This window comes from Ruegeria sp. O4 (genome assembly GCF_056535125.1).
In genome coordinates this window covers 644,231-664,879 of the sequence record NZ_JBQERO010000001.1, presented here as the reverse complement: position 1 = coordinate 664,879, position 20,649 = coordinate 644,231, and the positions used below count along the sequence as shown (strand labels likewise).

Sequence of the window (20,649 nt, the reverse complement as noted above, 5' to 3'; positions counted from 1 at the left end):
TGTGGTATAGGGTGCCCGGCAAACGATCTCGGGAAAACTTGAGGCCATGAGCAGGATCTTCTTTAGCATTGCGCTGTTCTGGGCGTTGGCTGGTGGTGCCATTGCGCAGGATTTTAGCGCGTTGGCGCGTGTTCAGCCTGACCAGAGCCGTATTACGGATGTCGGGCGTACCGGTGTTCGGGTGGACATCGCCCTCAGTCAGGGCGTTCCCTACAGGATTTTCACCTTGCAGGATCCCTACCGTATGGTTCTGGACTTCAACGAAGTGGATTGGGTCGGGCTGACCCGCGAAGATTTCCTGCAATCCGATCGCATCAGCGGCGTGCAGTTCGGCGCATATGTTCCGGGTTGGTCACGTCTGGTGCTGGAACTGGGGGCACCGATGGCAGTGACGAAAGCAGAAATGTCGGTGGCAGAGGATTCGGGGGCTGCATTGTTGTCGCTCGACCTCAAGGGGACGGATTTCGATGCCTTCAACGCCTCGGCAGGTGCGCCGCGAAACCCGGGCTGGGACTTGCCGGAACCGGCGGATGTGCCGCAAGCCGCGGTGCGCAGCGCCGACCGACCCTTGCGTGTCATGCTGGATCCGGGCCACGGAGGCATTGATCCGGGGGCCGAGACAGACGCGATTGATGAAAAAACCCTGATGCTGACTTTCGCACGTGAGCTGCGCGAAATCCTTCTAAGATCAGGCGGGTACGAGGTGGTTCTGACACGGGTCGACGATCAGTTCGTCTCGCTGGAGCGCCGAATTGCGCTGGCGCACCGGGCCGGTGCGGACCTGTTCATTTCGCTGCACGCTGATTCCCTGTCCGAAGGGCGGGCGCATGGTGCGGTGGTTTATACCCTGTCCAACGATGCCTCGGATGTGGCCAGTGCGAAGCTGGCGGAACGGCACGACCGCGGGGATTTGATTTCCGGTGTCGATCTGAACGGGGCAGATGATCAGATCACGGATGTTCTGCTGGACATGGCCCGTCAGGAAACGATGCCACGCACAAGCGCGCTGGCCAAGGCCATTGCAAACGGTCTGGCACAACAAGGGGGGCCGATGAACGGCAAACCCCTGCGTACCGCGTCTTTTTCAGTACTCAAGGCGGCGGATATCCCGTCGGTTCTGGTCGAGCTTGGGTTTCTGTCCAGCCCCAGAGACCTGAAGAACCTCAATGATCCTGATTGGCGGGCGAGAATGGCGCTGGGAATTCATCGGGGGCTTGAAGATTGGCGCCAGCAGGATGTGATCCGCAAATCCCTTATTGGCCAGTGACCTTGCGGCGCAAAACGGCTAGAATACGCTCGGTGTTTTGACCCTTGGGCGGCGCATCACTATATAGGCGGCACCGCGAGAAAAAGGCAGTAACGTGATCCGGTTCATTCTTTCGATTTTCGGGGCGATTTTCAGCCTCGTGACATTGGGTATTTTCATGGCCGCGCTGGTGATCGGTGCGGTGTTCTGGATGTATGGGCGCGATCTGCCCAGCCACGAGTCGCTGGCACAGTACAAACCACCCACAATCAGCCGGATCTATTCGGGTGAAGGCAAGCTGATTGATGAATTCGCGCAGGAACGCCGCCTGTTCACCCCGTCCGAGGAAATCCCGGATCTGGTGAAGCAGGCGTTTATTTCGGCGGAAGACAAGAATTTCTACAACCATCAGGGCTATGACCCGCGCGGCATCATTGCCGCCGGGGTCGAGGCGGTGCGGACCAAGGGCGAAACCGTACGCGGTGCGTCGACCATCACGCAGCAGGTCATGAAGAACTTTCTGCTGTCCGGTGACCGCCGGGCTGAGCGCAAGATCAAGGAAATCATTCTTGCGACCCGGCTTGAGGATACATTGGACAAAGAACAGATACTCGAACTTTATATGAACGAGATCTTTCTGGGCCAGAACTCTTATGGTGTGACTGCCGCCGCACAGACCTATTTCAACAAGACCCTCCAGGAACTGGCCCCGCATGAGGCCGCCATGCTGGCTGCCATGCCCAAAGCGCCGTCAGATTACCACCCCGTTTGGCAAAAAGAGCGCCTTCTGGCCCGCCGCAATTACGTGTTACGCGAGATGCAGCAGAACGGTTACATCGATCAGGCGACTTATGAGGCCGAGGTCGAATTGCCTCTGCGCTCGGTCCAGAACGGAGATTTTGAAAGCTTCCGTACGGCCCTGCCGCCCCGCGACTATTTCACCGATGAAATCCGTCGCCAGCTGAGCGAAGATTTTGGTGAGGGCGAGTTCTTTACCGGCGGCTTCACCGTGCGTGCATCGGTGGATGAGGAAATGCAGGTTGAGGCCGCACGTGCCCTGCGCGAGGCGCTCGAGAAATACGACCGCTCCCGTGGCAAATGGCGCGGCACAGGTGACGTGATCCCGGAAGAAAAACTGGCGGATGAGGCGCAATGGCGCGAGGCGCTGGCGGCCATGGAAATTCCGCGCGACGTCATTCTGCCAACCCGTTGGTATCCCGCCGTGGTTCTGGGCGTGACCGACCAGCAACTGACCGTTGGTGTCGAAGAAGGTCCTGCCGATGGGATTATCCCGCGCGCGGACATCAAGTGGATGCAGGGTGATTTTGCGGCCAACTTCAAGCGCGGTGACGTCATTTTTGTCGTTGCGGGTGAAGATGGGCAATGGTCGGCGCGCCAGGTGCCCGAGGTACAAGGCGGCTTTGTCGCGATGGATGTGAACTCAGGTCGTGTTCTGGCGATGCAGGGCGGGTTCTCGTATCAGGATACAGTGTTCAACCGGGCCACACAGGCACAGCGTCAACCGGGATCGTCCTTCAAGCCCTTTGTCTATGCTGCCGCGCTGGACAGCGGATACAGCCCCGCTACCATCGTTGTCGATGCACCCATCGAAGTGAACACGCCGCAGGGTCTGTGGCGCCCCAAGAACTCCTCCAACAAGTTCTACGGTCCAACCCCTTTGCGTACAGGGATCGAACAGTCGCGGAACCTGATGACCATCCGTCTGGCGCAGGAAGTTACAATGCCCGTCGTTGCCGGCTATGCGGAACGGTTCGGTGTCTATGACCGGATGGGCGCGTTTCTGGCCAACTCGCTGGGGGCCGAGGAAACCACGCTTTACAAGATGGTCGCGGCCTATGCGATGTTTGCAAACGGCGGCCAGCGTGTGGAACCCACTCTGGTCGACCGCATTCAGGACCGGTTCGGGAAAACCATCTATCGCCACGATGACCGCCAATGTCTGGACTGTAACTCGACCTGGCTGGAACCAGATGAATCGCCGACGCTTGTCACGGATCGCGCACAGGTCATGGATGCGATCACCGCCTACCAGCTGACATCGATGATGAAAGGTGTGGTCGATCGCGGGACGGCATCCAGCGTTGTGAATCTGCCTGTGCCAACAGCGGGCAAAACCGGAACCACCAACGACTCGAAGGATGCGTGGTTCATCGGCTTTACGTCGAATATCGTGGCCGGTTGCTACATCGGTTATGATCGACCGCGTCCGATGGGACGTGGGGCCTATGGTGGCACGCTGTGCGGCCCGGTCTTCCAGAGCTTCATGGAAAAAGCGGTCGAGAAATACGGCGGCGGTCCGTTCGAAGTGCCCGAAGGCGGCCATTTCATCAAGATCGACCGCTTCAGCGGGGCCCGTCTGCCCGATGATGCCACCGGTGACTATGTCGTGGCCGAATTCTTCCGCGACGGTGTCGATGGTTTCATCGACCGTGTCTATGATGGTGGTTTTGCCATCGGATCGGACCTGCCATTGTTTGAAGAAGTCCAGCGCGCGGGGGTTCAGGTTCAGACGTCAACGGGCGAGACCGTGACCGTTGGACCGAAAGCTTCCCAAGGGGACCTGAGCACCGGTGGGCTTTACTGACCGGCCGCTTTCAGAAACAGGTTTAGTAGATCAGCTTCTGCGTCACCGCAGATCGGGCCGTCAGATCGCCAGTAGATGGACAATGCGCATTTCGCGGCAGCCCATTGAGCCAGCCGTATTCGTGGAACACTCATTGCTTTGGAATACTCCGACAGACAGGTTTCGATTTGCAGGGGTTGGCGCACAAGATCCGGCATTCCCTTAGGGTGTCGCAACGCGTTGGCCAGTTCAAAAGCGGGATCGCCTAGATAACCTTTTGCATCGATGATCCGGGGTCCTGATAGTGTCATAATGACATTGTCTGGGTGAAAATCCCCGTGAAGAGGTACGGGTGAAGGTTGGCTGTCTAACAGGTCTTCACTTAGTGCAATCGCTGACTTCACCGCGTTACGCAGTTGGGCAGGGCACTCGGCCGCAAAGGCGCATTCAGCCAAGGGGGCGAACACCTGTTGCAAGGGTTTCATTCCAGTGGCGCTGACCGGGTCCCCTGCGTGCAAACACGCTGCTGTTTCCGCAAGTGTCTTGACGGCGTCTTCGGGCCTGCCCGCGCGGGCGATATCTCCCAGAGATGGTCCATCCAACCACTCCATCAGTACGGCGCTCCGTGCCTCTTCCAAAATCCGAACAGCGCCCCTGTCGCGCCACCCGACCAACAAGTTTGTGCCCGGTTTTTCGTTCCCGCGATCTTGCCTGCGATAAAGCTTCAAGGCAGCCGGGCCGCAATTGGATTGTACTTTCCACACTCTTGCATGGCCGGTGTCCGCAACCAGTTCAGGAAAGTGCAAATCCCATCTGCCCAGAAACTCTTCGACTGTGTTTTGCATTCAGGTCCAGCCTGTCTTGTGGTGTCTCGCACCTCTTGCTATCACGCAGGCCTGATTGAGCAAGTTGGGACAAGACCATGCGCGCCGAAACCCAGAACATCGTGGCGGATATCAAAAAGTCACTGGAGCTGCTGGCGCAGCGTATGGACTATGAAACCGCGCCGCATCGCCTTGAAGAATTCAACGCGCGCGTCGAAGACCCCAACCTTTGGGATAACCCTGAAAATGCGCAGAAACTGATGCGCGAACGGCAGTTGCTGGTCGATGCAATCGAGACGTATGAATCCATCAAGACCGACCTCAACGACAATATCGAACTGATCGAGTTGGGCGAGATGGAGGAAGACCAAGAAGTCGTTCAGGATGCCGAAGCCGCGATCAAGACGCTGAAAGCCAGAGCCGCCAAAAAAGAGCTTGAGGCGCTGCTGGACGGTGAGGCCGACAGCAATGATACGTTCCTCGAAATCAACTCGGGCGCGGGGGGAACCGAAAGCTGCGACTGGGCGTCGATGCTGGCGCGCATGTATGTGCGCTGGGCCGAGAAAAAGGGTTACACTGTCGAGCTGCAATCCGAGACACCGGGCGAAGAAGCGGGGATCAAATCCGCAGCCTACAAGATTTCCGGTCACAACGCCTATGGCTGGCTGAAATCGGAAAGCGGCGTACACCGGCTGGTGCGGATCTCGCCCTATGACTCGGCAGCAAAACGCCACACGTCTTTCAGCTCGGTCTGGGTCTATCCGGTGGTCGACGACAATATCGAGATTGAGGTGAACCCGGCCGATATCCGCATCGACACCTACCGCTCTTCGGGGGCTGGCGGCCAGCACGTGAACACCACCGACTCGGCTGTTCGGATCACGCACATCCCGACCGGGATTGTTGTGACCAGTTCGGAAAAGTCGCAGCACCAGAACCGCGATATTGCCATGAAAGCCCTGAAATCGCGCCTGTACCAGCAGGAACTGGATCGCCGCAACGCGGATATCAACGCGGCGCACGAGGCTAAGGGCGATGCGGGCTGGGGCAACCAGATCCGGTCTTACGTCTTGCAGCCCTATCAGATGGTCAAGGACCTGCGAACCAATCACGAAACCTCGGATACCAAAGGGGTTCTGGACGGGGACCTGGACGGATTCATGGCGGCAACCTTGGCCCTGAACGTGGCAGGCAAAAGCCGATCCGAGGCGCAGGGCGACAGCTAAGGTGACACGCCAGCGTTCCTTTCCGGACCTGCTGAAAGGGCACTGGCAGCTAATCCTGATCACCGGTCTGGTCTTTGCGCTCTGGAACACGCCGTTTGTTGTTCCGCTAAAAATTCTGGTTGTCTTTCTGCATGAGCTGTCTCATGCCGTGACAATCCTATTGACTGGCGGCTCGGTCGAGAGTTTCACGATCTCACCCCAGCAAGGCGGAATGGTGATCGGCCGGGGCGGCAGCAGGTTTCTCAGCCTGTCCGCCGGCTATCTCGGCTCGCTTGTGTTTGGTATTGCGCTTTTGATCATTGCCTTGAGGACAAATGCTGACCGGGCTGTTTTGGCTGTTTTCGGCGCAATCATGTGTCTGATCGCACTGCTGTACATACGCGATGCTTTCGCCTTGCTGTTTTGCGCAGGCGTCGGGGCGGCAATGATTGCGACAGCGTGGTTCATGAGCCACGAGGTCAGTGATCTGGTGCTGCGCGTTGTCGGGCTGACCAGCATGATCTACGTGCCGTTTGATATCTTTGATGACACCATCCGACGGTCCGGCGCGCGCTCGGACGCGTTCCTACTGGCCGAGGAATTCGGCGGCACCGCGATGCTGTGGGGTGGGGTCTGGCTGGTGTTGAGTAGCGCGGCCATTGCCGTTTGCCTACGGTATTGGCTGGGCCGGGACAGCAACCTGCCATTGCACCGCAAAGCACTGTGATGCTGTTGTTAGTAAGACAAGAAAAGATACATCTAAACAGTGGGTTTAAATGAGGTGAACCGCTCGCTAGGCTGTCGAAGACCAACAACAGACTGGCGTGTTATGGACCTGACCCGGATATCTGCCACAGAGCTTCTGAACCAACTGGCTACCCGGCAGGTTTCGGCCACGGAAGTCATGCAGGCCACGCTGGATCGTACTGCCAAGGTCAACGGTGACGTGAACGCCATCGTGGCGCTGCGGGACAAGGGCGAGCTGATGGCCGAAGCGCAGACCCGCGACAGCGGCCCTGTCACTGGCCCGCTGCACGGACTGCCAATTGCCGTCAAGGATTTGGTCAATGTGGCAGGTATTGTCTCTTCGCATGGATCGCCTGTTTTCAGGGATGTCGTCCCTGACAGGGATGATCTGATTGCCGCCAGGATGCGGGCCGCGGGCGCCATCCTGATCGGCAAGACCAATACGCCGGAGTTCGGGCTGGGTTCGCACACGTTCAACCCGGTCTATGGTGCGACGCGCAACCCGTATGATGCCAGTTTCACCTGCGGTGGCTCATCCGGTGGGGCAGCAGTGGCTTTGGCGACGGGTATGGTCGCATTGGCCGACGGGTCCGACATGATGGGCAGCCTGCGCAACCCGGCAGCCTGGAACAATGTCTACGGCTTTCGCCCAAGCTGGGGCAGGGTGCCGTCTGATCCTGTGGGTGACAGTTTCCTGCATCAACTGTCCACGCTGGGGCCGATGGCGCGCAGTCCCGAAGATTTGGGTATCCTGCTCGACGTGATCTCGGGGCCCGATCCGCGCCTGCCATTGGTCGGAGAATATACACCGGTTTCCCCAGTGGTCGCAGCAGATCTGAACGGGCTGCGCATTGGCTGGCTGGGCGATTGGGGCGGGGCCTTTCCAGTTGAAGCCGGAATCCTTGAGCTGTGCCGGGATGCGTTGAAGGTGTTCGAAGCGCGGGGCGCGCGTGTTGAACATGTCGCCCCGCCTTTCGATGCCGAACGGTTATGGACCAGTTGGATCACCCTGCGGTCCTGGACTGTCGCCGCAGGGCTGGAACCTTTGGCTGAACGACGGGACCATCTGAAAGACACAGCCCAGTGGGAGCTGGACCGGGGTCTGACGATGAGTGCCATGGACGTGCATCACGCCAGCGTAATTCGGTCAGAATGGTTCCGGCGCGCGGCGGAACTGTTCGAGCAGTTTGATGCCCTGGTCCTGCCATCCGCACAGGTATGGCCGTTTGGGATCGAAACGCCATACCCCACCCGGATCGCGGACCGCGCAATGGATACATATCATCGCTGGATGCATGTCACGGTACCGGTCAGCCTGATTGGCTTGCCTTGTCTGGCCGCGCCCGCCGGGTTTGGTGTGCAGGGCCTGCCCATGGGCTTTCAACTGTTTGGACCAAAAGGATCGGATCAGAAATTACTGTCGGTCGGGGCGGCGTATCACACCGAAACCGACTGGCCTAACAAGAGGCCGGCGATGTCATAACGCCGATCAGGGAGGAGACTAAATGGAAAAGCCATTTGGCGTTCCGGACATGCGTCCGGTAGATACAGCCATGCTGCGCACAGCGTTGAAGCGCGCCTGGGCCGACTTTCGGCGCGCGCCGCAGTTCGGGTTGATCTTTGCCGGGTTCTACGTGCTTGCGGGATGGGCGATGGCATGGGTCACCATCCAGACTGGTACAACCTTCTGGCTGGTTCTGGCAGCTATCGGCTTTCCACTGATCGGCCCGTTTGCCGCTGTTGGCCTTTACGAGGTGTCGCACCGGCTGGAACAGGGCGAACCGCTGGATCTTGGTGCAATCTTTGGTGTCGTGCTGCAACAAAGCCGCCGGCAATTGCCGTCGATTTGCGCCATCATCGTCGTGGTGTTTCTGTTCTGGTTTTTCCTGGGGCACATGATCTTTGCCCTGTTCCTTGGGCTGGCCACGATGACTAACGTGTCATCCTCGCTTGAGGTCTTTCTGACGGCGAATGGCCTGACAATGCTGGCTGTGGGCACGGTGGTTGGGGCGGTATTCGCAACCGTTCTCTATATGATCACCGTATTGTCGATCCCACTGCTGCTGGATCGCGAACTGGATTTTGTCACGGCAATGATTGCAAGTTTTACCTATGTGTCCGGGAATTTTCCGGTGATGCTTGCCTGGGGGGTAATCATCGCTGTTCTGACGTTCCTGGCCATGGTGCCCTGGTTTCTGGGCCTTTTGGTGGTTCTGCCACTGTTAGGCCATGCCAGTTGGCACCTGTATAGGCAAATCACCCAAGTCGAAGGGGAGGGCACATCGTCCTGAGAAAACCGCTCAGGGATACTGTGCCGGATTGTTGGTCGACAAGCGCGCAGCGGCGAAAATCGCCGTTGCATCGTGCCCGAGATATTTCAGAACCACGGGTTCCGGTGCCTCAGGGGCGGCCGGGCTTATGACCGTGCCGCGCCACTGAACCGCTGTTCCCGTGGGATCGGGTGAAATCATATAAACGCGGCTGTTCTGACCCGCTCGCTGAGAGGTCAGCATATAGACGGAACTGCCGGTGCAGGCGACGATCCCTTGTATTTCGCGCGCCTGCGGCGTTGCTTCGGGCATCGCGGCGCGCGAGACATATCCGCGTATCAATGTGCATTGGGCCAGTGGTCGGGCGTGCAGCAAGGTCATGCGGTGCGAGGCCGAGACGCTTTCGATCACGGCATAAAACCCCGGAGAAAACGCAGTTCTGGCGATCATGTCCACACCTGATCCCAGAAACTCAGTCAAGGCCGCCGCTGCGGGGTGGTCCTCGATCTTTTCAATTTCGTCCAGGGGCTTCAGGAGGATGCGCGCATCCACGTCGAAAAACCGGCAGATGCGATCCAAAACATCCGGCCGTGGAACACTTTCGCCCGAAAGATACCTGTTGAACTGCGTCCGATTCACGCCAAGCTTGCGGCACAGTGCCGAGACCGACCGATACCTTCGTGCCAGTTGCCGCAGATTCGCGCCAAACATAGCGCGAAGTTCAGCCGGGCTGCGAATGTCGTCGGTCATGGATGCCCACGCCTTGCTAAGTTTCCTGAAAAACCATCGCAGCACTGGAACCAAGCCCCGGCGCGCATTGAAAAATCGTACAGATTGACCCCAAGCAACGTATCCCCACGTCGCGTTGCGCGTTGAGGCTAATGCCATAAAGCGCAATGGCAATAGGCTTTATCTGAAAATGCCTAATCTTTACCCGGAAAAGCTTACCCTATGGCAAATTTAGCGCATAGAAGGACGTGTGGGTTGATTTTGCAAATGCCCACCAACTCAAAGATGTGCTCCCGCCTTGGATGCAGGAAAAGCCCCAAGGCGGGTATATTGTTCAGTCGCCGCGCAGCAGGGCCGCCACGCCGGTGCGGGCGATTTCCATCAGGCCCAACGGGCGCATCAGGTCAGCAAAAGCGTCGATCTTGTCCGGCGCACCGGTGATCTCGAAGATGAAAGAGTTCAGGGTGCTGTCGACCACATTGGCACGGAAGATGTCAGCCAGGCGCAGCGCCTCGACGCGTTTGTCGCCTTCACCCACGACCTTGATGATGGCCAGTTCGCGTTCAACCGAAGGGCCTTCGACCGTCAGGTCATGCACGTCATGGACAGTCACGATCCGCCCCAGCTGCGCCTTGATCTGTTCGATCACCTGCGGTGTGCCGGTGGTGACAATGGTGATGCGGCTCAGGTGTCCTGTGTGATCCACCTCGGCCACGGTCAGGCTTTCGATGTTGTAACCCCGCCCCGAGAACAGGCCGATCACACGGGCCAGGACACCGGGTTCGTTCTCGACCAGCACGGCAATGGTGTGGCGTTCCTGCACGTCCGAAAAAGTAGGCCGTAGGTTATAGGCCGAATGGCGGTTGGAGCCTTTTTTGATATGTAGGGCAGACATTTATGTCCCTTTCATCATCCTGTGTTTGCCGGGCGCAACGGTCGCCCGGCGGTAATCCTCGGACGGTATCAGACCAGAACCGAACCTTTGCTGTCGATCACGCCCTGCGTCTCGGCCTCGCCCAGCAGCATCTCGTTATGTGCCTTGCCCGACGGGATCATCGGGAAGCAGTTCTCGTGCTTCTCGACCAAACAGTCGAAGATGACCGGGCCGTCGTAGTTAATCATCTCCATGATCGCATCGTCCAGATCGGCGGGGTCGGAACACAGGATACCTTTGGCGCCAAACGCCTCTGCGAGTTTGACGAAATCGGGCAGGGCTTCGGACCAGGAATGCGAATACCGCTCGCCATGCAGCAACTCTTGCCACTGGCGGACCATGCCGAGGCGTTCGTTGTTCAGGATGAACTGCTTGACCGGCAGGCGGTACTGAACGGCCGTGCCCATTTCCTGCATGTTCATCAGCCAAGAGGCTTCACCGGCGACGTTGATTACCAGCGCGTCCGGATGTGCCATCTGCACACCGATCGAAGCGGGGAAGCCGTAGCCCATAGTGCCCAACCCGCCTGAGGTCATCCAGCGGTTGGGGTCTTCGAACCCAAGATACTGTGCTGCCCACATCTGGTGCTGGCCGACCTCGGTGGTGATATAGCGGTCATGCTTTTTCGTGAGCTCTTCAAGACGTTGCAGCGCGTATTGCGGTTTGATCGACTTTTCGCTGTTGGTGTAGGACAGACAGTTGATCTTGCGCCATTCAGAGATCTGCGCCTGCCATTTCTTGACGGCTGCCGCATCGGTCTTGCGCCCGCGTGACTTCCACACCTTCAGAATGTCTTCCAGTACATGCGCCACGTCGCCGACAATCGGGATGTCCACACGGATGACCTTGTTGATCGAAGACGGATCAATATCGATATGGGCTTTCTTCGACTTTGGAGAGAACGCGTCGATGCGCCCGGTGATCCGGTCGTCGAACCGTGCGCCGATGTTGATCATCAGGTCACAGCCATGCATCGCAAGGTTCGCCTCGTAGAGGCCATGCATCCCCAGCATCCCCAACCAGTTTTCGCCCGACGCCGGATAGGCACCCAGACCCATCAGGGTTGAGGTGATCGGGAAGCCGGTGGAATCCACCAGTTCGCGCAGCAACTGGCTGGCTGCGGGGCCAGAGTTGATGACACCACCACCCGTGTAGAAAACTGGTTTCTTGGCTTTTTCAATGGCTGCAACAAGTTCGTTGATTTCCTCCAGATCGCCTTTCAGCACTGGCTGGTAATGCGAGGTCGAAGGTTTCGGACTGTTGTATTCACCCGTGGCAAACTGCACATCCTTGGGAATGTCGATCAGAACCGGGCCGGGACGGCCCGACTTGGCCACATGGAAAGCCTCGTGCAGCGTTTCGGCCAGCGAATTCGTGTCCTTTACCAGCCAGTTATGTTTGGTGCAGGGGCGGGTGATGCCAACGGTGTCGGCCTCCTGAAAGGCATCCGATCCGATCATGAAGGTCGGGACCTGTCCGGTCAGAACCACAATCGGGATCGAATCCAGCAACGCATCGGTCAGGCCGGTAACGGCGTTTGTGGCACCGGGACCAGAGGTTACAAGCGCAACACCAGGCTTGCCGGTCGACCGTGCAAAGCCTTCGGCGGCGTGGATTGCACCCTGTTCGTGTCGCACCAGAATGTGGCGAATGTCGTTTTGCAGAAAGATCTCGTCATAGATCGGTAGGACGGCGCCACCGGGGTATCCGAATACCGTGTCCACGCCCTGATCCTTGAGGGCCTGAACCACCATCTTTGCGCCGGTCATCTCACGTGTCATCTGCTTTGCTCCGTTCGCGACATGTGTCTTGCGTTTGACAAAAAAAAGCCCCCGAATTTTCGGAGGCGCATGGGTTCGATTATGGTTTACCGTTACCGGCCCATGCGCGTGGTTCCTACGATTACGACTAGCGTTCTCATCGCCAGAGGCTCCTTTTTGCTTGGAGGGGACATTATGGTCGGGGGGGAGGAGCGTCAACAGGCAAATCCACCAATTTTCTATCTCAATGGCGGTATTTTGCGAAATTTTGTTGCGCAGATTGCCGCATGCCGGGAATTTCCGGGAAAAGGGCAGTCGTTTTCCTGAGGGCAGGACAGGTATGAAGGTCTGAATGCGTCAGGCCGATGTCTGAAATTGGCATGATCCGGTGTTTTGTCTGGGTCACGCTGACCTTGTGGTCGCAAACGAGGGAGGCGGAGCATGTTACAGGACCTTGTAGATCTGGGACGATATCCGATCGATCGCCCGGATTCGCCAGCTTACAGGCGATTGATCGAGGATTTGCGGCGCGAGTTGGAACAGGACGGGTGTGCGGTTCTACCGGGTTTCGCACATGCACAGGGGATCGAGTTGTTGGTGCAGGAGGCAGATGAGGTGGCGCCCAATGCACACCGGTCTTTCAATCGCACAAATGCCTATTTCACCAAAGACGACCCACGGTTCGACGCCGCCCATCCGATCAGACGGTTCTATGACCGTTCGAACGCGTTTGTTCCTGCCGACAATTTTGCGCAGTCCGGTCCTTTGCGCAGGATTTACGAGTTTAGCGGATTTCTTCCCTTCATTCGGGATGCGCTGGATGAGCCTGAGGACCGCTTCTTTCGTTACGACGACCCGTTGGCAGACGTGATCATCAATGTCGTGGAAGAGGGGCAGGGCTTTCCCTGGCATTTCGACACCAACAACTACACCGTGACACTGGCGATCCAGAATGGCGAGCAGGGCGGTGCATTCGAATACGCGCCCAATCTGCGCTCAGCCGAGGATGAGAATTTCGATCAGGTCGCTTCGGTTCTGGATGGAAACACGGCGCGTGTTCATCGGCTGGAATTGCGACCTGGGGATTTGCAGATATTCAAAGGCCGCTATTCCCTGCACAGGGTCGCCCCGGTCAAGGGCACGCGGCGGCGGTATGTGGGTATCTTTTCATTTGTCGAGGCCGAAGGCATGTGCGGCGGGATCGAACGGACGCAGCAGCTTTATGGACGCGTGTTGCCGCATCATTATGAGCGCGCGGGTTTGCGAAGGGATCAGTTGCTGGATTGAAGGGGCACTACCGGAGGTGAACGCTCCCGCCCGCCGTCAACGCGCCTGTGGCGCGTCTTCTCTGGTTGGGCCGGGCAGCGCTGCGCGCTGCGGTTGCGCAAGGATCAGAAACCGACCCCGGTGCCTTGCAGCATGCCATGTTCCAGCGCGTAGCGGGTCAGCCCGGCAGTCGAGGAAATTCCCAGTTTGCGCTTGATGTTCTTGCGATGCGTTTCAACCGTGCGCACCGAGATATCCAGCTTTTGCGCAACCTCTTTGTTTGATTTGCCCTGCGCCAGTTCCAGCAGAATTGTTTGCTCGCGCCCTGTCAGCGCTTCGCGTGCGTTGTCGCCTTTGGGTTTCAGGGATCCACTTGCGCCGGTGCACAGATACTGCTCACCCCGCATGACCGCATCGATGGCCTGCTTGATCTCTTCGGTTGGGACATCTTTGAGAACATAGCCTTTTGCACCGTGGCTGAGCGCGGTCGAAATATATTCGGGGCTGTCATGCATCGACAGGATCAGGATACGCGTATCGGGCAGTCGTTCCAGAATGATTTCCGTGGCGCTGAGTCCGCCGAGGCCAGGCATGTTCAGGTCCATCAGGATGACATCCGGGGCGAGGCCAACCGCCTGATCCACCGCGGCCTGACCGCTGCCGAGTGTTCCAACCACTTCGATATCGTCGTAGCTTTCAAGGATCGACTGAATGCCCTCGGCCACCATGGGATGATCGTCGACAATAAGAACTCGGATGTTTTTGGCGCTCATGTACCGGCCTTTCGGTTCGGAGTTGCGTCTTCCTGCGGTGGCAACAGGTGGCTCAGCGGCAGACTGGCCTCGATCACCGTTCCGCCGCGCGGTCCGCGTGATGACAGAATACGCAGCGATCCGTCAAGTTGTTCAATTCGTTCCTGCATGTTGCGCAGGCCGATGCCTGTGGTCGGGGTCCCGGATTCTGCGCGCAACCCACGGCCATTGTCGGTGATCCGCATGGTTGCGCCTTTCTTGTGGCCACGCAGGTCAATTGTAACATAAGAGGCATCCGCGTGGCGTTCGATATTTGTCAGCGCCTCTTGTGCGATGCGATAAAGCGCGATCTTGCTGTCCTGATCCAGCCGGTTTCGGAAAACGACGGTGGAAAATTCGGTCTCGATCCCGGTTCGTTCGCGAAAATCGTCGGTCAGAGCCTTCAACGCAGGTCCGAGACCAAGGTCGTCCAGCACGCCGGGGCGCAGGTCGCGGCTGATGCGGCGCACCTCGGTGATGGCGGTGCGAAGATGGTCGATGCCTTTGTCCAGCGGATCGCGCGCACCCGCATCATCGCCGCGCAACAGACGGCGGCGCGCATTGTCCAGCGCATAGCGTACCCCCACAAGGATCTGGCTGATACCATCATGCAGTTCGCGGGCAACCCGGCCGCGTTCCTCTTCCTGCGCGTCGAAGACACGTTGCGTCAGTTCCTTCAGCTTGGCATCCGCCAACCGCCGCTCGCGAATGTTCAGCAACATGCCCGAGGCAAAGACAATCAGAACGGCGGCAACAACAATGGCGCCGATATACATGAAGGTGCGCTGTACACGAGCCTCGACCTCGGCCCTTGCGTTGGCGACCGTGGCGACAATGTCGTCAATGAAGACCCCGGTACCCACGACCCAGCGCCAGTCCTGCAACCCGACGACATAGGCGATCATCTGCGCCTCATCCCCGGTCGAGGGTTTTTCCCACATGAAGCTGTGCCACCCGGCCCCCTGACGGGCGAGGCGAATGAACTCGTCAACGATGGGCGTGCCATCGCTGTCGGTCAGACCTTCCCAGTTGCGGTTGATAAATTGTGTCTGACGGGGGCTGACCAGATTGTTGCCATCATAGTCGTAAACAAAAAAGAACCCGTCCTGCCCATAGATCATTGCCGAGAGTATCTGCGAGACAAGGTTCTTTGATACCTCGTCATCCGGTTCAGCGCGGCCATAGATATAGGCAAAACCATTGCGCGCCTGCGTCACGTAGTTGCGCAGTTCTTCTTTCTTGGCTTCTATCAGGCTGCGCTCCAGGGCTTCGATCTCGCGCTCGGCGGTCGCACGTGCCTCATATGCGACAAGCACAGCGATTGCGGCCACGGCCACAACCAGCGGGATTGCGGCCACCAGCGACAGTTTCTGCGCATAGGTCAGCGAGACCAGATGTCGAAGTCTTTGCATGGACGAATCGATACGCAAGCGGCGTCAAAAATGCAAAAAGATTGGCGTTGGTCTGTGAAATTCCGGTGTTTGGGCCGTTTTTGTTGGAGTTTTCGTTCGGAAATTTCACCGCATCCCCAAAAGAAATCGATTCTCTACGCAGTAGTAGGTATTCCCTTTCGCTTCGCTCACATTAGGCTGACGCGCACTGAATGCGACAGGTCCGGTTCTGCCGGATCGTGACTATGAAGGGGAGGAACACTCATATGGATCGTCGTTCATTTCTGAAAAAATCCGCGCTGGGCGGCTCGGCAGCTGCAGCAACCGCTCTGGCGGCTCCGGCCTATGCGCAGGGACAGCGCACACTGACCATGGTGACCTCGTGGGGTCGTGGTCTGGCTGGCGTGTTTGACAGCGCGCAGCGTTGTGCCGACAGCATCAACGCGATGTCGGATGGCAGCCTGAATGTCGAGATCAAAGCGGCAGGCGAACTGGTTGGCGCGTTCGAGGTGTTTGACGCGGTGTCGTCCGGTCAGGCCGACATGTATCACGCCGCTGACTATTACTTTGTGGGTCAGCACCCGGGCTATGCGTTCTTCACGGCTGTGCCTTTCGGCATGACCGCGCAGGAACTGGTGAACTGGTACTATCATGACGGCGGTATGGAGCTGCATGATGAGCTGGGCGAAATCTTTGGCCTGAAGTCCTTCCTGGCCGGTAACACCGGTGCGCAGGCGGGCGGCTGGTTCTCGAAAGAAATCAACAGCCCCGAAGACTTCAATGGTCTGAAGTTCCGTATGCCCGGTCTGGGCGGCAAAGCACTGGGCAAACTGGGCGCGTCTGTTCAGAACATCCCCGGTTCCGAAGTGTATCAGGCGCTGTCGTCCGGCGCGATTGACGGAACCGAGTGGATCGGACCCTGGGCCGACGAAAAAGCGGGCTTCCAGGAAATCACCAAGACCTACTACACCGCGGGCTTCCACGAGCCGGGCGCAGGTCTGTCGCTGGCAACCAACCGCGACGTGTTCAATGAACTGACCCCGGCCCAGCAGAAGATCATCGAGATCGCTGCCGCAGAAGCACACCAGTGGAACCTGGCGCAATTCCTGGCCAACAACGGTGCAGCGCTGCAGCGCCTGCAGGCCGGTGGTGTCAAGGTCCTGGAATTCCCTGACAGTGTCTGGGATGCGTTCGGCAAGGCCAGCCAGGAAGTTCTGGACGAGAACATGGGCGATGAGCTGTTCAAGAAGATCCACGACAGCGCAATGCCGTCGATGGCGGCTTCGTCGGCATGGAACAACCTGTCGTCGGGTGTCTACACCGCACAGCGTGACCGTGTTCGCGGCTAATCCTTCCTGATCAAAGGAAAAACGGTTTCCCCGCACCTTGCGGGGAAACCTTTCCCGTTGCGTGAAAGGACTTGGGCAAGCCACAATAGGCCTGCGCGCAACTGAGACGACCTGGGGACAACATGCAGGACGAAAACGGTATCTCGTTCTTCGGCGCCCTGTGGAATGGACTGGTCTGGTTCATTCAGAACATTGCCGAAGCCTTCTATAATTTCGGATATGCGATCACGCATCCGCAGCTCTGGCTGGACTGGTCTGACAAGGCGTCGATCATGCGCTTTGTGTATTACGGCGGTTCGGTCGAGTTCTTCTTTGTGGTGTTCACCTTCTTTTTGGTTCTGACAGCCGTCGGGTTGTATTACCGGAACTTCATGTGGGCCATCGTGCGCGGCCTTGAAGGTTTTGCAAACACCACCGGGCGGTTCTTTGCCTGGGCGGGGCTGCTGATGGTGATTCAGCAAATTGTCATCGTATTCATGCAACGGGTCTTTACCCGTCCTGATATGTCCTTCGGTCTGGGCATACCGTTCCAGATGGATATCAGCTGGTTCGCGGAAGAGCTGAAACTGTATAACGCCATGGTCGTCTGCCTGTGCTGTACCTACACATTTGTGCAGGGCGGGCATGTGCGCGTTGATCTGATCTATGCCGGTATCAGCCACCGCGCCAAGCGTGTGGTCGATATGTGCGGTGCGTTGCTGTTCATGATGCCAATGGCGGTGCTGACCTGGATGTACGGCTGGTTCTTCCTGTGGCGGCACCTGATCGTGCCGAACCCATCGGCCAGTGACGCGCTGGACCGTCTGGTTGCCAAATCCCGCGCCCTGCGTTGGAACGTGGAAACCATCGGGTTCAGCCCCAACGGGTTCAATGCCTACTTCCTGTTCAAGATCCTGCTGGTGGCCTTTGCGGCCATGGTGTTCCTGCACGCCATCGCGTTTTTGTACCGGTCGTATCTGGAATTTGTGGAAGGGCCGGACAGCGTTGGAAAATACCTCGACAAGGACAGTCTTGGTGAGGGTGAAGAAGCCTATGAAGGCGCGCATTAAGGGCGGAGACAAAGACAATGCTATTCGGACTTGATGGCGTCGAGATAGGCCTTATTATCGTATTCTTTTGCCTTTTCGGGGGCATTCTTTCCGGCTTTCCGGTGGCTTTTGCCATCGGCGGGGCAGGGATTATATCCTTTGGCATCATCGCCGCGCTGGACAGTGCGGGGTTGCTGATCCACCAGGCGATTGACGTTGGATCGCAAAGTTATCGGGACCTTGTGAATTCCGGGATCAAGCCGGACACCATATCGGTGTTCCGATACCCGGATTTGCCAAGGCTCGCCGAACCGGTTTTTGCCTCGGGCTGGGAAACCGCGCTGGACCGCAACGTGTCGTTCATCGTGAACCGCATGAACGAGCGGGTTCTGGCCGGTCAATCCATCGAGACCCTTCTGGCCGTGCTCATGTTTGTTCTGATGGGCATCACGCTGGAACGTTCAAAGATTGCCAACGATCTTCTGACGACGATGGCACGTGTTTTTGGCCCACTTCCGGGTGGTCTGGCCGTGTCGATCGTGGTTGTGGGGGCGTTCCTTGCGGCTTCGACCGGTATCGTTGGCGCGACCGTTGTGACGATGGGCCTGCTGGCGCTTCCAACCATGTTGCGCAACAACTATTCGCCGGAACTGGCGACCGGTGTGATCGCGGCATCGGGCACCTTGGGGCAAATCATTCCACCGTCGATCGTGATCGTCCTGCTGGGCACATTGGCGGGGGATCTGTATTCGACAGCGCAGGAAACCCGGGCTGTTGAAGCCGGTTGTACCGACGCGCTGACCTATCTGGGTGAGCCTGCGGTTGTCTCGGTCGGGACATTGTTCCAGGCTGCGCTGTTGCCAGGGATCATGCTGGCGCTGCTCTATGCGCTCTATGCCTTTGGTTATGCATTGCTGAATCCACACAAAGCGCCCGCTGTGGCTGTGTCCGGTGGTTCCGGGGAACCCATTACGCGGTCAGAAGGCCTGACATGGTTGCTGGGTGCGCCTGTAGCCCTGATCGTCGGTGCGGTCCTTTTGGGCAATGTCGGTGTGATCGGAAGCCAGAATATCTCGGTCTCGGCCTTCTCGGATATCGGCGAGGGTGCGTCGCTGAGGACCAACGTTTCGGCAGAGTGCAAGGCGTCGATGATCGATCTGCACGGGCAAGTTGCCTGGGATCAGGCTGTTGCCGAGCAGGAGGCCATTGATGCCGCTGGCGGCACAACCGAAGCGCATCGCCTGACAGAAGAGGAACTGGCTGCTGAACAACAAAAAAGGATTGCCGACGCGGCGCCGATCGGCACTGGAGTGGCGGTTACCCTTGTTCTGCTTGGTCTGACCCTGGTTCTCGGCCGTGGTATCGCACCGTCGCGGTCACCGCAGCCGCTGATCCTTGGCGCGATCGGGCTGTTGCTGATGGCACTGGTCGATATCCTGATGATATCGCCGACCACATCCTCTGGCGTGACTTTCGTGCTGCTCGCCCTGCCGTTCGCGCTGGCCATGTATGGTTGCAAAGAGGCTGCGGCCCGCTGTGCCACAAACGATCTGATCCGCGTGGTCTTCCCGCCGCTTGTTCTGATCATAGCGGTGCTGGGCTCGATCCTGGGAGGTGTCACCAATCCGACACCAGCGGCTGCGCTGGGCGCGGGTGGCGCGATCATGCTGGCGGCCTATCGCAAGCTGCAGGATCAGGGCCGTTCGGGCAAAGTGGTCATCTGGTCGACCTTCGCCGTTGTCATTGCACTGCTGATGGGGGTCAACTTTGACCTGCGTATCAATCAAGGCAGTGTGACGGTGGAAACCTGGATCGCCTTCATCATTGCTTATGCGGCCTATCTGTACGCCCTGTTCGGGCTGCTGTACGGATGCTGGGTGCTCTATTCCAGCGGTGTTTTGACCCCGGTGGTGCGTGAGACAGCCAAAGTGACCTCGATGGTGTTCACCATCCTGATCGGATCGCAGTTGCTGAACCTCGTGGTGATTTCATTCGGAGGGGAGCATTATATCCAGCAATTCCTGAAGAGCTTTGACAACGAGTTCACGGTTTTCCTGATCGTGATGCTGGTGCTGTTCATTCTGGGGTTCGTGCTGGATTTCCTCGAGATCATCTACATCGTGATCCCCATCGTGGGCCCGGTGATCTATGGCGGCTCGTTCGATCCGAAATGGGTCACGATCATGGTGGCGGTGAACCTTCAGACGTCGTTCCTGACGCCACCTTTCGGGTTTGCGTTGTTCTACCTTCGGGGGGTTGCGCCGAAGGAGGTCACTACAGGTCATATTTATCGCGGGATCGTTCCGTTTGTTCTGATCCAGGTGATGGGGATCGCGATCTTGTGGTTCTTCCCGACGATTGTCACGATCGTTCCGGACCTGATGCCAAACTGATCCGATCCGGAAGAGAATATTGCAAAGGGGGCCGATTGGCCCCCTTTTCTGTTTATTTCGGGCAAGGGGCCAGCCCCTTCTTGGCCTGCGGCCAATTCATTCCCGGGATATTTTTGGCCAGATGAAGATGCG

The 20,649-nt window shown here is 58.1% G+C and carries 17 protein-coding genes; 11 read left to right on the top strand and 6 right to left on the bottom strand.

Annotation, left to right across the window (positions count from 1 at the left end; genetic code table 11):
- The first annotated feature begins 46 nt into the window (after positions 1-46).
- Complete coding sequence (locus tag ACR0J7_RS03300; protein WP_480913283.1) at positions 47-1,267, top strand: N-acetylmuramoyl-L-alanine amidase; 1,221 nt, start codon at positions 47-49, stop codon at positions 1,265-1,267.
- A gap of 94 nt (positions 1,268-1,361) precedes the next feature.
- A complete protein-coding gene (locus ACR0J7_RS03295) occupies positions 1,362-3,851 on the top strand; it encodes a penicillin-binding protein 1A (protein ID WP_480830610.1) in 2,490 nt (829 codons plus the stop codon).
- Here ACR0J7_RS03295 and ACR0J7_RS03290 read toward each other — a convergent pair.
- Positions 3,845-4,675: an aminoglycoside phosphotransferase family protein gene (locus ACR0J7_RS03290; RefSeq protein WP_480913281.1), complete on the bottom strand. Its 831-nt coding sequence runs from the start codon at positions 4,673-4,675 to the stop codon at positions 3,845-3,847. The two genes, ACR0J7_RS03295 and ACR0J7_RS03290, sit on opposite strands and share 7 nt — an antisense overlap.
- 77 nt (positions 4,676-4,752) lie before the next feature.
- On the opposite strand from ACR0J7_RS03290, the gene prfB reads away from it, so the two are divergent.
- The 4 genes from prfB (at position 4,753) to ACR0J7_RS03270 (ending at position 8,897) form a co-directional block, all read left to right on the top strand.
- On the top strand, positions 4,753-5,880 hold the full coding sequence (gene prfB, locus ACR0J7_RS03285) for a peptide chain release factor 2 (RefSeq protein ID WP_480558120.1): 1,128 nt from the start codon (positions 4,753-4,755) through the stop codon (positions 5,878-5,880).
- Between the two features lies 1 nt (position 5,881).
- Positions 5,882-6,586: a M50 family metallopeptidase gene (locus tag ACR0J7_RS03280; RefSeq protein WP_480913279.1), complete on the top strand. Its 705-nt coding sequence runs from the start codon at positions 5,882-5,884 to the stop codon at positions 6,584-6,586.
- A 102-nt stretch (positions 6,587-6,688) separates the two neighbouring features.
- Positions 6,689-8,089, top strand: coding sequence for an amidase (locus ACR0J7_RS03275; RefSeq protein ID WP_480913277.1), 1,401 nt, complete (start codon positions 6,689-6,691; stop codon positions 8,087-8,089).
- A 22-nt stretch (positions 8,090-8,111) separates the two neighbouring features.
- On the top strand, positions 8,112-8,897 hold the full coding sequence (locus tag ACR0J7_RS03270) for a DUF2189 domain-containing protein (RefSeq protein WP_480485340.1): 786 nt from the start codon (positions 8,112-8,114) through the stop codon (positions 8,895-8,897).
- A gap of 9 nt (positions 8,898-8,906) precedes the next feature.
- On the opposite strand, the gene ACR0J7_RS03265 is transcribed toward ACR0J7_RS03270, so the two are convergent.
- The 3 genes from ACR0J7_RS03265 to ACR0J7_RS03255 all read right to left on the bottom strand — a co-directional run bounded on the left by ACR0J7_RS03265 (position 8,907) and on the right by ACR0J7_RS03255 (position 12,320).
- Positions 8,907-9,626 carry a helix-turn-helix domain-containing protein gene (locus ACR0J7_RS03265; protein ID WP_480480478.1) on the bottom strand — a complete coding sequence of 240 codons (720 nt, stop codon included), beginning with the start codon at positions 9,624-9,626 and terminating at the stop codon, positions 8,907-8,909.
- A gap of 313 nt (positions 9,627-9,939) precedes the next feature.
- Complete coding sequence (ilvN, locus tag ACR0J7_RS03260; protein ID WP_209503637.1) at positions 9,940-10,500, bottom strand: acetolactate synthase small subunit; 561 nt, start codon at positions 10,498-10,500, stop codon at positions 9,940-9,942.
- 68 nt (positions 10,501-10,568) lie between these two features.
- Entirely contained in the window at positions 10,569-12,320 is a 1,752-nt protein-coding gene (locus ACR0J7_RS03255; protein WP_480913275.1) for an acetolactate synthase 3 large subunit, read from the bottom strand.
- A 69-nt stretch (positions 12,321-12,389) separates the two neighbouring features.
- Here ACR0J7_RS03255 and ACR0J7_RS03250 point away from each other — a divergent pair, with 69 nt between their 5' ends.
- Positions 12,390-12,626 carry a hypothetical protein gene (locus ACR0J7_RS03250; protein WP_480528328.1) on the top strand — a complete coding sequence of 79 codons (237 nt, stop codon included), beginning with the start codon at positions 12,390-12,392 and terminating at the stop codon, positions 12,624-12,626.
- A gap of 114 nt (positions 12,627-12,740) precedes the next feature.
- On the top strand, positions 12,741-13,586 hold the full coding sequence (locus ACR0J7_RS03245) for a HalD/BesD family halogenase (RefSeq protein ID WP_480898169.1): 846 nt from the start codon (positions 12,741-12,743) through the stop codon (positions 13,584-13,586).
- Positions 13,587-13,690: 104 nt separating this feature from the next.
- Here the strand turns inward: ACR0J7_RS03245 and ACR0J7_RS03240 are convergent, their stop codons facing one another.
- A complete protein-coding gene (locus tag ACR0J7_RS03240) occupies positions 13,691-14,338 on the bottom strand; it encodes a response regulator transcription factor (RefSeq protein WP_267363844.1) in 648 nt (215 codons plus the stop codon).
- Positions 14,335-15,768, bottom strand: a complete 1,434-nt coding sequence (locus ACR0J7_RS03235; RefSeq protein ID WP_209503642.1) for a cache domain-containing protein — start codon at positions 15,766-15,768, stop codon at positions 14,335-14,337. The genes ACR0J7_RS03240 and ACR0J7_RS03235 overlap by 4 nt, the downstream gene beginning before the upstream one ends.
- 245 nt (positions 15,769-16,013) lie before the next feature.
- Here ACR0J7_RS03235 and ACR0J7_RS03230 point away from each other — a divergent pair, with 245 nt between their 5' ends.
- From ACR0J7_RS03230 to ACR0J7_RS03220, 3 genes are all read left to right on the top strand, one after another.
- A complete protein-coding gene (locus ACR0J7_RS03230; RefSeq protein ID WP_267363846.1) occupies positions 16,014-17,096 on the top strand; it encodes a TRAP transporter substrate-binding protein in 1,083 nt (360 codons plus the stop codon).
- A 122-nt stretch (positions 17,097-17,218) separates the two neighbouring features.
- Positions 17,219-18,145 (top strand): TRAP transporter small permease subunit, encoded by a 927-nt coding sequence (locus tag ACR0J7_RS03225; protein ID WP_480913273.1) that lies wholly within the window; start codon positions 17,219-17,221, stop codon positions 18,143-18,145.
- A 17-nt stretch (positions 18,146-18,162) separates the two neighbouring features.
- The gene (locus tag ACR0J7_RS03220; protein ID WP_480480486.1) at positions 18,163-20,517 is read left to right on the top strand and encodes a TRAP transporter large permease; all 2,355 of its coding nucleotides are present in this window, start codon (positions 18,163-18,165) and stop codon (positions 20,515-20,517) included.
- Positions 20,518-20,649: the final 132 nt, after the last annotated feature.

Excerpts from the sequence above, each read along its gene's own strand:
- ACR0J7_RS03290 (WP_480913281.1), bottom strand. The coding sequence starts at position 4,675 with ATGCAAAACACAGTCGAAGAGTTTCTGGGCAGATGGGATTTGCACTTT.
- ACR0J7_RS03220 (WP_480480486.1), top strand. The coding sequence starts at position 18,163 with ATGCTATTCGGACTTGATGGCGTCGAGATAGGCCTTATTATCGTATTC.
- ACR0J7_RS03225 (WP_480913273.1), top strand. The coding sequence starts at position 17,219 with ATGCAGGACGAAAACGGTATCTCGTTCTTCGGCGCCCTGTGGAATGGA.
- ilvN (WP_209503637.1), bottom strand. The coding sequence starts at position 10,500 with ATGTCTGCCCTACATATCAAAAAAGGCTCCAACCGCCATTCGGCCTAT.
- ACR0J7_RS03230 (WP_267363846.1), top strand. The coding sequence starts at position 16,014 with ATGGATCGTCGTTCATTTCTGAAAAAATCCGCGCTGGGCGGCTCGGCA.
- prfB (WP_480558120.1), top strand. The coding sequence starts at position 4,753 with ATGCGCGCCGAAACCCAGAACATCGTGGCGGATATCAAAAAGTCACTG.
- ACR0J7_RS03275 (WP_480913277.1), top strand. The coding sequence starts at position 6,689 with ATGGACCTGACCCGGATATCTGCCACAGAGCTTCTGAACCAACTGGCT.
- ACR0J7_RS03245 (WP_480898169.1), top strand. The coding sequence starts at position 12,741 with ATGTTACAGGACCTTGTAGATCTGGGACGATATCCGATCGATCGCCCG.
- ACR0J7_RS03240 (WP_267363844.1), bottom strand. The coding sequence starts at position 14,338 with ATGAGCGCCAAAAACATCCGAGTTCTTATTGTCGACGATCATCCCATG.
- ACR0J7_RS03255 (WP_480913275.1), bottom strand. The coding sequence starts at position 12,320 with ATGACACGTGAGATGACCGGCGCAAAGATGGTGGTTCAGGCCCTCAAG.
- ACR0J7_RS03270 (WP_480485340.1), top strand. The coding sequence starts at position 8,112 with ATGGAAAAGCCATTTGGCGTTCCGGACATGCGTCCGGTAGATACAGCC.
- ACR0J7_RS03300 (WP_480913283.1), top strand. The coding sequence starts at position 47 with ATGAGCAGGATCTTCTTTAGCATTGCGCTGTTCTGGGCGTTGGCTGGT.
- ACR0J7_RS03235 (WP_209503642.1), bottom strand. The coding sequence starts at position 15,768 with ATGCAAAGACTTCGACATCTGGTCTCGCTGACCTATGCGCAGAAACTG.
- ACR0J7_RS03265 (WP_480480478.1), bottom strand. The coding sequence starts at position 9,626 with ATGACCGACGACATTCGCAGCCCGGCTGAACTTCGCGCTATGTTTGGC.
- ACR0J7_RS03250 (WP_480528328.1), top strand. The coding sequence starts at position 12,390 with ATGGGTTCGATTATGGTTTACCGTTACCGGCCCATGCGCGTGGTTCCT.